The sequence below is a fragment of the Gracilibacillus saliphilus genome (genome assembly GCF_010994085.1).
Classification (GTDB): domain Bacteria; phylum Bacillota; class Bacilli; order Bacillales; family Amphibacillaceae; genus Gracilibacillus; species Gracilibacillus lacisalsi.
Map to the genome: position 1 here is coordinate 257,325 of NZ_WJEB01000004.1, position 13,326 is coordinate 270,650.

A 13,326-nucleotide genomic window follows, 5' to 3' on the forward strand; every position below is an offset into this window, starting at 1 on the left:
TTTCATTGAACAGTTTATCCTTTTATGACAACTAGAACAGAATCGGAATAGTATAACCTATTAAAATGTATTTATTTGAAGTACCCGCTGACCGACATGCTCCATATTTTTTAAGTAGTGACGGGAGGTTATTAAATTGAGAAATAGAAATATTATTAACATCTCACATCGTGAACACTCTTTCTATTTTCATTACGAGAATAAAGGGTCCTCAAAAGGCATGATATCTTACCATTTACACAATGATTATGAAATTTACTTTTTATTGGAAGGAAAAAGGAGATTCTTAATTGATAGTACGGAATATTGCATTGAAGAGAATAGTATAGTCTTTATCAATAAGAATGTCCGTCACATGACATGCACTACAAAGGATTCTAGACATAAACGATTTGTACTTAATTTTAATGATGGATATATTCAAAAAGAGGCATCCCACTTAATAGAGTCATTATTTATAAATGGTCCTACTATTATTAAAGTCCCAGATGATAAATCCCATCAATTTCTTGACCTATTATATAGGCTTGAAAAAGAATATACGGAAGAACATTTAAATTTCCCCTTATATATTCAAACGTTACTAATACAATTTCTTATTGCAAGTAAACGTTTATATAATGAACGGAAAACTATTAACTCCAAAAGTTCACCAAGAACTAATTCCGAAAATAAGATTGTTGCTTCCATTATAAAATTTATTAATGAAAACTTTCATCGTACATTCTCATTGACAACAATATCTCAAAAGTTCTATCTAAGTGAAGGATATATATGTCAATTATTTAATAGGCTAACTGGTTATACAATAATTCAGTATACACACTTAGTACGTATTATTGAATCTAAAAAGTTGTTGCACGAAACTGACCTGAAAATAAGTGTCATTGCGTCCAAAGTTGGTTTTTCAAGTCATGTTCATTATTGTCGCGTTTTCAAAAAAAATGTTGGCAAGACCCCTACACAATATCGTACAGATACTAAAGAAGTGGATAGTCTAATTACACTTCAATAATTTTATTTGTCTACTTTTTGAAACAACGTATTTTTTGAACCTGTTTATGAATGTTAACAATATGTTAAACGAGAACGTAAAATGAATAATATAGGTAAAGAAACTCCTCATACAATTAAGTTACAGGAAGGAGACATTTAGCAATGGTGAAACCATTAATAACAAATAAGAGGAGGTAATTTATGCTTAATAGAAAAAGACTAGTGCAAATTGTATTTTTAGCTGCTATTTTATGCTTTTTGGGTGCTTGTAGTAAAACAGAAGAGACAGACTCTAAAAACTTAGATAACGATGAATCTGATGAGATCTCTATAATGGTACCGCTTCACACACCCGAAGTTCCAAATGATAAGTTAAAAAACGAATTAGAAAAGGCAACAGGCTTTAGTTTAGATATCACTTGGATTCCAGCATCTAATTACGATGATCGAGTAAATTCAGCTTTTGCAACTAATTCCCTTACACAAGCTGTTCCCACTGGATATGGAACATTCATTCAATTTATAGATGCCATACAAGACGGACAATTTTGGGAAATAGGTCCCTATTTGGATGAATTCGATAATTTAAGTAAACTAAACGAAGATATTTTATCTAATCAACTAGTGGATGATAAACTTTATTCTTTATATATGGGTAGACCTCGATCTAGGGCTGGTATTATTTATCGAAAGGATTGGGCTGATACTCTTGGATTATCCACTCCAACTAATACCGCTGAGTTATATGAAATGATTAAAGCCTTTACAGAAGAGGATCCAAACAAAAGTGGGGAAGACGATACTCTAGGTTTAGTCGATCGTACAACTTTAACAGGTGGTTCATTTAAAACTATGTCGTCCTGGTTTGGCACTCCAAATAATTGGGGTGAAGTTGATGGCGAATTACTACCTGAGTTTATGTTCCCTGAGTATAAAGAAACACTTAACTATCTAAAAAAAATACACAGCAATAATTATGTTAATGAAGACTTTCCAGTAACTAGTAAGACTGACCAAGTTGAAATGATGGTGAACGGTACAGGTGGAGTGTATGTTGGTACTATGGGCGATGTTCAAAGCATGTACAATGATGCAATAGAACTTAACCCAGATGTCGAGTTTGATGTTCATAATTATATCGAAGGTCCTGACGGCGAGTATGGGGTGTTCTCTAACCCTGGATTTGGAAGTCTTGTTTTATTTCCGAAGTCAGCAATTGAAACAGAGGAGGAACTTAAAAAAGTACTCGAATTCTTTGATTACTTAATGACTGAAGATGGTGCTAATTTAATTATTTGGGGCATTGAAGATGAACATTACGAAGTTGTAGATGGAAAAGCAAATATTATGGATGAAAATCAACATCTCCATGACTTAGAAGTAAAACCTTATTCCTCCTTCGAGATAGGAGAGTCAGCATCTAACGGACGTTATGAAGGATATTATAGTTATGAGCCTAGGACAAAAGCAGATATGTTATATGAAGATAACGATAATTATTTAATTGAAGATCCTGCATTTACTCTTATCTCGGAAACATATTTAAATAATGGTGGCCATTTAGATCAAATTATCGAGGATGCTACGTATAATTACATTATTGGTCAAATAGATGAGGCCGGATTTGATGAAGCTGTTGAAAATTGGAGAAACAGTGGTGGCGACGCTGTAATCTCTGAGTATAATGAGGCTTACAAAAAGTAGATTCATACATTTTGGCAGAAACATCTTCCATTTCATTCAATTATCTAGTTCTGAACATACAACAAAATCTTTATACTTCAGTCATAATTAAACCTTTTTACAAAAAAGAGACTAAACGAATGGACTGAAGTTTCACCAATTGATAATATAAGGCAATGACTTTGGGTAAAGTTGATTATGAACAGACCTCATTAATGAAGATCCAGTTAGGTGTACGGAGAAAAAGGGGTAGAACTAATCGGGAATTCAAATTCCAGCAACATTATAAACAACTTGATGACTTATTTTTATCGATCCATAACAACCAAAAGAGTATAACGTACTATAGTTACCCATACAAGAGACTCCATTACTAATTGAAATAGGAATCCCCCGCCGGTTAACGTAATTCCATACGGAAAAAGGGTAAGTATACAAAGTCATTTGTGAAACCTAGTTTTACCAAGAGACAGAGGATAGCAACACCATCCTCTGTCTCTTTTCTATATATTGTTTATGTGAACTGCTTCATGTCATGTAATTTCTTCCAAAGTGTATAATCAAGGTTAAGAATTATTGTTTATAACTTGATTCACATACCTTCCTTCCTCATTCTGTAAAATGCATAATATCTACATTTTTTACATCCACTTAGAAATATAAAGATTGGCTTCTCCTAACTAATTTCTTCCATCTTACGGAGCAATCACATTATAATCTTCAACCTAAAGTTCGACAGGTCGTTCCCAATTTTAAGGAATATAGATATTGTCTTGTTTGCATAAATACTTCGATCTAGGAATTTTCAGCGGTTAAAGCATAATATCATGATTACGATAGGATGATGTAATCCTACCTTGTTTATCTGTCGCAAATAAAATAGATCGTTCTTTTTCCAACATAAACTGAAATACTTTCCCAGTTGCAGGGTCCTTTATTTTTACGAGACTATCAACGGCATACTCAGAGACAAATGTATACAGATATCCATCGCGGAAGGTCAATTTCCTTCCATAGATCCCCGGAAGATCGCCACCTTCGAGCCATTCTAGTTCTGCTTCTACACCTGCACCACCTAATGCTTTTTGATATAAAGCTATTAACACATTTGTTCGCTCATTCAATTCAACTGGCAGTGGAGACCATAACAACGTACCTTTCCCCATTGCTATTTCTACTAGATTAGTATTCTTACCTGCTATTTCTTTATTGACTTCTCCAATTCTGCGATCACCGAACGAAACGGGATAATCAATACCATCAATCGTTAATACTTCTTCACGTACAACATTAGATAATTGATAATCTCCTAGTTGTTCTGTTAACTTCTGTGAATGCTCCCAGTACTCATCAAGTCCTAATGGCCCTGTCCATAAAAGAGTTGCACCGTTTTTTTCAACATAGTGAAATATTTTCTCGGCTACTTCCTTACTAAAATTATGGGCACTAGGTACAATCAATAATTTCGGCGGTTGTTCCTCCAATGCCTCCAGATGATACTCACCCATTGCTCGAAATGGTACATTCATTTGATAGGCAAGTACCCTCGTTAATTTAGTCGTAGCGTCAAAAGCAAATTTACGATTGGAAAAGTCATTTGAATAGGGAAACACGACGGCAACTTCTTCTAATTGACGATCAACAAACAAATCACGGATTTCACCGATAAACCTTCCAAAGTCATACGAGACATCTGCTTCCGGTTTTTGTGTGCCATCTGCTCGCAGTGCACCGATATTGGATTCATTAGTATTATTCATGTAAAAGTTCGTATTCCACAACCACTGTACAGCACCAGCCCCACCAGTAGAAAAAGAATAGGCATATTTCCGTTCCAAAATATTACGTAATTCTTCCTCTGATCGTTTCGCTTTACTGTCTGCTGTTTCCACATACATAATCCCCGTTTCCTGAATCAGATTCGGTTTAAATGGGGTTTTGGTAAAAATACCATCCCAAACAAGCTGATCCATCAACCACCATGAATGGACTGTTGTATAATCTACAGCTTCCTGATAGAAAAAAGGTGTCGGTCGCTGACTGTATAATGCTTCATCCTGACCGACTGTCACTAATTGCTTGGAAGTAATCGACTTAATCGTTGCCGTTAATTCTTGTGCCCACTGATTATGCATATCCATCGTAAATAACGTATAATCCAGCCAGCGCAGACCTTGCTTTGGTCGTTTCATATCCTCCATGTCAAAATTAATCTCTTCCTGTTCTGGTAATTTCACGGACTCAAAGTTGGGTAATTCCGCTGGTGTCATATCCCAGCGTTCCTGAAGTTTCGTAATCGATTCGTGCCTTTCTTGCAACCATTTCACAAATGCTACATGCTCAAAACGATCCTGTGCCGAGCGTGGCCCCTGGAAAAAGCGCTTCGGATCAAACATCGACGGTTCATTAATCAAATCCCATTGCACATTGGTTGTTTCTGCATGTCTTGCTACCAATGCACGAATAAATCGTTTCTGTGCTTTTACGCTACGAGGATCCAGATACGGGTTCTCACCCTCATAGGCAATAGGTGTAAAAGCAAAGAAATTAAAGGTTACTTCGATATCATACTTTTTAGCGGTAAGTAGAAAAGCATCAATCGCCCGCAATACCTCTTCAGATGGGTGACCATCGATAAACATCATATGGCGCCATGCCGTCCACAGCCCTGTGCGAATAAAATTAATCCCTGCCTTTTTCATCGTAGCCATATCCTGATCCCAAGCTGCTACGTTTGGCATAAAGATAAACTTACGTGCAACATCAGAAGTCATATAGGTTTGCCCAACTATTGGGAAAGGTCTGCCATCTTTCCAAAAGTAATCTCTTCTAGCTTCCATCACACTTCCCTGTTGTAATAAATCCGGATCATTTCCCCAGAAGCCTTGTGTAAAAATACGCTTTTCACCTGACTTAGAAGTAGCATGACATTCAATGAGGTACTGACCTTTTTGAATCGGTACATCTACAGGTATTCGCAAAAATTCTAGCTCATCTGTAGCTGTTATTGTTTCACTCCCTGACCAGACTAATTCTGATTGGTGTGTGATTGTCATATCAAATTGCCATTCCTCTGTTTGCTGAACCATTCTCTCAATTTGAATCGTAATAGACGCCTTGTCACCTGGCTCATATGTTGCATAATTTGGTTTTAGCCAGATTTCCGTCACACCTTTTCTAACGAAAGTTGCCCATTCTGCAATTGCTTCTATTCCGCCATTTTGCCAAAACCGATCATCAACTATTTGATTGATCAATAACCACCTGCCACCAACAAAATCACCCTTCGTATTTTCTACTAATACTGCCGGTGCAGCTACTTCTCGATTATCTTGGGAAATTCCTTTCAACAGTGGATATATATGCGCATCCATCGGGCCACTGGAGCCATTTTCTTCTGGGCGATCGCGAAAACGTGTTACATGCAAGATCAGATTATGTGTCGGCTCAACTGAAAAAAGTGACTCTTTTCCTTCCATAACCGGTATCTTCTTATCCGCAGCTAATTTTTCGATGGGGGCTTCATCAACCGGTAATACTTCATGTATCTGTAATTGACGATGATAAGCTGTTTGTGCTCTTTCTATCTTCCATTCTCCTTGTTCCGATAGGTGCACAGGTTTGCGAAATGGAGCACCTCCGATATGAAGTAAACCATGTCCTTTTTTGAAAAAGGCTAATAAATCCGGCCATGCTTCTTTTGGAAAGTATGGCCCATGTAAATGCATGTAACTATTGAATTGATGATTGCCTAACGCTTCTGGTAATTGCTTAGCATTTACCACCTCAAATGAATCATTTAATTGTTGCAACCAACTATTAGAAGGTCTGACACCATCGTATGGAAATCGTTCATCATAAAAAATTAATGTCTTTGTCACCAATAATCCTCCTCTAACCTTTTACAGCACCTTGTGTCATGCCATTGACGATTTGTTTTTCCATGATCAAATAGAACAAAATGGTTGGAATTAATACAAGCGTTAACCCTGCCATTTGTGCAGTATAATTAGTGGTGTACTCACCAGCAAAATTCGCTAAACCTAATGGTAAAGTGCTTAAAGCTTTATCATTAATCAATACTAAGGCAAATGAGAATTCATTCCAGTTATTAATAAAGTTTAAGATAACAGCAGTGGCTAGCGCTGGACGACTCATCGGCAAAATAATCGACCAGAAAATTCGAAAGGGTCCACAACCATCCATAATGGCTGATTCCTCAATTTCTTTCGGAAAGGAACTCATAAAACTAGTTAATAGGAAAATCGTAATCGGCAAATTAAATGCGACATAAGGAAAAATCAGTGCCAAATGTGTATTTAAGAAACCAAGCTTTTGCATTAAGATAAACATCGGCACCAATGTAGCATGAATGGGCACTAATAAACCGACAACAAAAAAGCCGTATAATAGATTTCTTCCCCTAAATTGAAAGCGAGACAAGAAGTAGGAAGCAAATGCACCAACCAATATGCAAATAAGTAAAGCGACAATGCCGACAAATAAACTATTAAAGAAATATGAACCAATATTGGCGGTTACCCATGCTTCCACATAGTTGGTAAACACCCACTCGTTTGGCAAACCAAATGGATCAAAGGAAAATTCCTGACCTGTTTTAAACGAGTTCATAATCATCCAAAATATTGGATAAGCATTGACTATGGTAAACAAAAATAAAATCAAATAAATCGTACTGCGTTTGACGATTTTTCGCTTGCGTGCCTGTTTAGAAACCGTATCATAATGAACTGCTGATTCTCGCATAACCTACACCTCTCTTCTACGGAGTAATTTAGTTGTTATCAGGATAAGAGCAATACTAAAGACAAAGATTAAAACAGAAATCGCGCTACCATAGCCGTAACGAAGCCCCTCAAAGGTTTTACCATACATATAAGTGGCCATCACCTCTGTTGAATTGGCTGGTCCTCCTGAAGTCATCACAAAAATCAAATCAAAAGTTTTCAAGCTTCCGCTGATACATAGAACGACCGAAATTAAAATAATATTCCATATCGACGGAAGCACCACATGAATAGTCTTCTGCCATTCGGAAGCACCATCCAAATCGGCTGCTTCTAATATTTCACTTGGTACCGTTTGCAAAGCAGATAGAAAAATAATAAAATACAACCCAACAAACTGCCAGATAATCGTGATACAAACAGCAACCATTGCCCATGTTGGATCACCAAGCCAGTTTTGCTGAAGAAACCCTAACCCTATTGCTTCTAAAAAGTTATTAATCATACCATATTCTGAATTGTAGATCATACGCCAGGTAATCGAAATAACAACAGTAGATATAACGACTGGCATAAACCCGATCGTTCGAAAGAATTTAGCACCTTTAATTTTTCGATTCAACAATAGCGCTAATGCTAAAGCTATTGGAATTTGGCCAAATACAGAGGCAAGGACAACTAATATATTGTTTCTTACTGATACCCAAAAAACAGAATCCTGAAATACTTCTTTAAAATTCGCTAAACCAATAAACTGCATTTCCGAAAAACCATTCCATGACATCAACGAATAATAGAAAGAAATAAAGATTGGAACAATGCTAAAAATTAAATAAATCACCAAAGCTGGTATAACACCCACCGCGATAATCCACGGTTTCTTTAATAAATGCATGTGATCACTCCCTGCAACTACTAACTTTCCTTCATTATAAAAGGGCTTACATTATTCTAAAATCCTATAAAGTTAACATTATATCTGTTTTTCTATGGAATGGAGCCGACGAAATTGCGTAGGAGTGATCCCAACATAGTTTTTAAATACTTGAACAAAATATTTATACTCTCTGTATCCGACATACTCCGCTATTTCAAACACTTTGTTGGAGGTCTCGGTAAGCAACTCTTTTGCTTTATTAATTCGAATCGTATTTAAGTATTCTGAATAACTGTAACTTGTCTCTTGTTTAAAAAGCATACTGAAATAATTGGGGGTAATATAATGAGCTTCCGCCACCTCCACTGCTTTGATATCTTTCTGATAGTTTTTCTCAATATATTGCTTGGCTTGTTGAATGATCCAGTGATTGTCGCACGAGATTTCTAGATAATCAATCATTTCTTCTAGATCTTCTAATAGTAAGGTTTGAAGAGCCTCTACACCATTAAAAATAAGTAAATCGATTTCCTTATTCAGCCTAAAAGTTTGCTGTTCAAAAGTAGTCTCCTGACCTTTTTCTTTGATAGAATCTAGCAGATCCAGACATACATCTTTTATTTGCTCAAGGGTTAGCTGTTTTTGTGATACTTCAGTAAATAGCTGATCTGCCTTTTTCGTTGCTTCTGCCTTGTCCTGTTGAAATACAGCATCACTAATCTCTACAACTAATTGTTTGTCTAAGTTGTACTGTTTTTCAGGCGGGATAGCTTCTAAATCCGTCACTACCTTGGTGGCTGTACCACGATAAAAGCTTAACCTCTTGTTTAGTTCGTCATACAGAACAGAAATCTGGTTTAAATCCTGACAACTGGAGGAAATAGCGATAACAACTTCGTTATCCAAAGTTTCCATCATTGCAGAAGTGAGACGGTTGATTGCTTGATCCAAAATCTCCTCGTCATCATAAAGAAATAGGGCTAATTGGTTTTCATGTGTCTCGATAAAAATGGAAGACACCTCGTATTTATCCATAACGTGTTTTATATGCTTGGATGATAATAATGATTGATCTGTTTTATAATAATTTATCGTCTCCAGTAACATAAGACGAAACGGATATGCTTGATCTTGGATTCTTTCTGCGAGATGATAGCTATCAGGCAGATGAAATAGCTGCTGAGTCAAATAGTTGGTTAACAATGTTTCTTGCTTGACCTGTTCCTCCTTTCTCGTATCTTGCATCTGTTGTTTTACCCGCTTAACTAATGTCATTAATTCATCAATATCAACTGGTTTTAATAAATAATCCTGGACACCCATACGAAGTGCTTGGCGTGCATACTCAAATTCCTCATAACCACTAATCATAACAATAGTCACATCAGGGAAACAATCAACAATTGCTTTCGACAAATGAAGGCCATCCATTTCAGGCATATAGACATCAGTAATCACGATATCAACCTTCTCTTTCTCCATTATTTCCAATGCTTTCTTGCCATTAGGAGCAGCACCGACCACATCGATACCTACTTCCTCCCAAGGAACTGTATCGGATAACCCTTGGCATATTAACGGTTCATCATCTACGATCAACATCTTTAATGTCATTTCATCTGTCATCTCCTTCTATTAGCTGATTCAATATTCGCTCATCTTTTATCCGAGGAAGGTTTAATCTGACACATGCCCCTTCTTCCACATCTATTAACTCAATCCCAAAATCCTTGCCAAATGAATTGGTAATACGATCATGAACATTTTTCAAAGCATAACTATCTTGTTCTTCTGTCGTATCAAGCATTTTCCTAACTTTTTCCGTATCTATTCCGTTACCATTATCTAAACAATCAATCATCATTACCTCACCTTTTAGATAACAACGGATCGTAATATTTTTATTTTCTTGTGATTGTGGAAAGCCATGTTTAAAGCTATTTTCCACAAGTGGTTCCAGAATTAATTTGAGAACAATACTATCGGCTAATCCTGCCTCGATAAAGATGGCATACTGAAAAGTATCACCTAATCGTTTCTTCTGCAGCTCCATATAGCTTTGGACATATTTTAGTTCATCTCTTAAGGGAATCCATACTTTGCCCTGACTAAGTGTAATCCGAAACAACGTCGATAAATCCTCAATGCTTTTACTCGTTTCCGGTGCCTTTTCCAATCGAGCTGTCCAGCGAATCATGTCTAGCGTATTATAAAGAAAATGGGGGTTAATTTGACTTTGTAACGCTTTCAATTCTGAATACTTATTTTGAATTTCAAGTTTATATTTATTGTCAATTAACCGCTGAATTTGCTCAACCATTGAATTAAATCGATAACCTAGCTGACCTACTTCATCTTTCGATCGAACTTTCACCTGTGCAGTAAAGTCTCCAAGCTCTAACCGCTTTGTTTCTCTTGTTAATTCCAGAATTGGACGAACGACAAAGAATACAAACCCAGCAAACGTCATTAATCCCATAAACACTGCGATCAAAATCATATAACCAAAAGTAGATCGGATGTCTTTCATTTCTGATAAAATATAGGTTTCACTAACTACTGAAACTAAATGCATATCAATCGGTTCGATATATCTCGAAACACCATAATACACGTCACCATTTGATTCTAATTGGAAACTTTCTCCTTCTGATTGAATATGATCGATAAATGCTTGATAGCTAAATTCCGGTCCGATATCTGAAGACGTAATATTTTGTTTCTGATTATGAACAAGAAAGGCTTGGTGCTGTTCACTTGTAAAACCTTCTGTCACATGTTGATAAAGTGATTGTAGATCAAGACGAATGCGGATAAGTCCGATTTGCTCTCGAATATTATATAGATTGTTAATAACTCGATAGAGGCTGATCACTTCTTCATCTTGGCTGGTTCGTAGATTATACAAAGGATAAGGCGTGGTCCACAGTATTTCTCCTTCTCTCTTCTTTGCCTGTTTAATCCATCGAGCTTCATTTCCTTCAACAGCCTCGCCAACAGACAGTACTTGTTTATTTTGCCCTTCGATTTCAACAGAATGAAAGTAATCTTTTTCCGATTGATGGAAAACGAAAAAACCATTGAGATTGTTACGAACTTGATTTAAATGGTTATAATCTTCCCCCGTAACGGCCGGAGACGTCATAAATTCCCGAAATTCCTGACTGTAAATCATATACCTTGAGATTTCTTCCACTTCATCGATCACATTAGTCAGTTGAGACTCCATATTATTCAAATTCTGATGAGTCGTCGTAATGATCTGTTCTTTTAATATTTTGTTAGATTGATAGAGAACAATTGATCCGATAAGTCCGCTTGGAATGGTAACAAGCAGAAGAAAAATAATAACCGATTTCCATTTTAAGCTGTTTTTAATATAATCAATATATCGCATATTTATTTGCTCCTATTTACTCCATCTTTCATTATAAGTAGAGTATACACTTTCATATGCGCAAAAAGTAGAGTATCCCGTAAGACACTCTACTTATTTGCTCATGCTATCAACTACTGCTGTTCACTTTCTTGTACACGTTGAATGTTTTCAGCTGCTTCTTCCGGAGTCGAACCACCGACCGTTATCGATTGCAGTTCATTTTCTAATTGATCGTTCACCGCCGGGATCAATGTTGCATCATAAACTGGTGCTGGATCAGACTCTGCAATTAAGTCGAGCATTTCTTCTTGTAGTGGATGAAGTTCTGCATCATCAGGCACCTCTACATTTGCAATAACCGGTCGACCAACTTTAATTAGTTCTTCCCACAAGTCTTGGTTGTAAACATATTGCAAGAATGTATGTGCTGCCTCTAATTTTTCTCCTTCCAACTCACTGTTTATCGCAACACCTGTTCCTGCTACAGTTGACATCGTCTTTTTATCATTTAGCGGAATCATGGAAACGCCAACATTTTTATCTTCTGGCATATTCTCCAAAATTGCAGAAATACCCCAGTTACCGTCCATTACCATTGCTGCTCTTCCTTGAAGGAAATAATCAATCATTTGCGAACTGTCTATTGTGTTCAAATCTTCATTAAAGGCTTCCTTTTTTACTAGTTCATCAATGACTTCCAGTGATTGTACAAAATCAGAATCAGTAAATGCCCTTTCACCATTTGCAACACCTTCTAAGAAATCATTACCGGTAAATCGGTCAGCAATCGTAGAAATATAAACCGATTGCAAGACCCAAGCATCTGAGTTACCTAATGCCATTGGTGTAATATCATTCGCGTTCAAGTCATCTATGAGTTGTAGAAATTCCTCATATGTTGACGGAAACTCCTCATACCCTGCATCTGCTAACATGTCTTTATCATAAAAGATCATATGTGTTGGATTGGTGTTAGCTGGTACTGCATAAGGCTCACCATCCACCGAAAAGTCTTCAAAATCCTCTTCATCCAATAATTCTGTTTCTTCTGTCCAATAGCTGACAATGTCGTCAATTGGTTGCACGGCACCACCCTCAACAAGCGGCTCTAACTCTGCTCCCGGCCATACTTGGAACACATCAGGTAATTGTCCACCAGCAGCCTGTGTATTTAAACGTGTTCGGTAATCGGCATTAGGTGTCGTATCCACCTGCAGATCAATGTCTGGATGCTCTTCATCAAATTTTTCTACAATATCCATAAATGCTTGGTAATCTGCTCGACCAACATCTTCTGACTTCCAAAATGTCAATTCAACAGCATCGTCATTTGCGTTACTATCTCCATCATCGGATGCCGTTTCCTCTCCACTATCTCCTGAACATGCTGTTAATAAGCTAATGAATAGAATAATCAATCCTAAAAATACATGCTTGCTCCACCTACTCATAAATCAACCCTCCATTTTGTTATCGCTTTCAGAAGGATTATCTCACATCCTATCATTCTAAAAAATCCAACAAAGTTAATATAATATCCAATAATTTATAATCTACTAAAATACATCCATAAGAATGAAGTTACAAACTCCTATTAGCGTGCTAACTACGACAAAACACGAACATCAGGATGGATGCTCGTG

The 13,326-nt window shown here is 36.7% G+C and carries 8 protein-coding genes; 2 read left to right on the forward strand and 6 right to left on the reverse strand.

The genetic code is table 11. From position 1 onward, the window contains the following. Positions 1-136: 136 nt before the first annotated feature. Together GHT08_RS07515 and GHT08_RS07520 are read left to right on the forward strand one after the other, a co-directional pair. Positions 137-1,015 (forward strand): AraC family transcriptional regulator, encoded by an 879-nt coding sequence (locus tag GHT08_RS07515; RefSeq protein ID WP_163580815.1) that lies wholly within the window; start codon positions 137-139, stop codon positions 1,013-1,015. 182 nt (positions 1,016-1,197) lie between these two features. After that, positions 1,198-2,700, forward strand: a complete 1,503-nt coding sequence (locus GHT08_RS07520) for an extracellular solute-binding protein (protein ID WP_163580816.1) — start codon at positions 1,198-1,200, stop codon at positions 2,698-2,700. Between the two features lie 791 nt (positions 2,701-3,491). Here the strand turns inward: GHT08_RS07520 and GHT08_RS07525 are convergent. The 6 genes from GHT08_RS07525 to GHT08_RS07550 all read right to left on the reverse strand — a co-directional run bounded on the left by GHT08_RS07525 (position 3,492) and on the right by GHT08_RS07550 (position 13,134). Beyond that, positions 3,492-6,560 carry an alpha-amylase family protein gene (locus GHT08_RS07525; RefSeq protein WP_163580817.1) on the reverse strand — a complete coding sequence of 1,023 codons (3,069 nt, stop codon included), beginning with the start codon at positions 6,558-6,560 and terminating at the stop codon, positions 3,492-3,494. A gap of 13 nt (positions 6,561-6,573) precedes the next feature. Next, complete coding sequence (locus GHT08_RS07530) at positions 6,574-7,446, reverse strand: carbohydrate ABC transporter permease (RefSeq protein WP_018930512.1); 873 nt, start codon at positions 7,444-7,446, stop codon at positions 6,574-6,576. A 3-nt stretch (positions 7,447-7,449) separates the two neighbouring features. Beyond that, positions 7,450-8,322: a carbohydrate ABC transporter permease gene (locus GHT08_RS07535; protein ID WP_163580818.1), complete on the reverse strand. Its 873-nt coding sequence runs from the start codon at positions 8,320-8,322 to the stop codon at positions 7,450-7,452. Positions 8,323-8,400: 78 nt separating this feature from the next. After that, positions 8,401-9,918, reverse strand: coding sequence for a response regulator (locus GHT08_RS07540; RefSeq protein WP_163580819.1), 1,518 nt, complete (start codon positions 9,916-9,918; stop codon positions 8,401-8,403). A 1-nt stretch (position 9,919) separates the two neighbouring features. Then, positions 9,920-11,701 carry a sensor histidine kinase gene (locus GHT08_RS07545; RefSeq protein WP_163580820.1) on the reverse strand — a complete coding sequence of 594 codons (1,782 nt, stop codon included), beginning with the start codon at positions 11,699-11,701 and terminating at the stop codon, positions 9,920-9,922. A 113-nt stretch (positions 11,702-11,814) separates the two neighbouring features. Continuing rightward, on the reverse strand, positions 11,815-13,134 hold the full coding sequence (locus tag GHT08_RS07550) for an extracellular solute-binding protein (protein WP_163580821.1): 1,320 nt from the start codon (positions 13,132-13,134) through the stop codon (positions 11,815-11,817). Positions 13,135-13,326 lie beyond the last annotated feature (192 nt).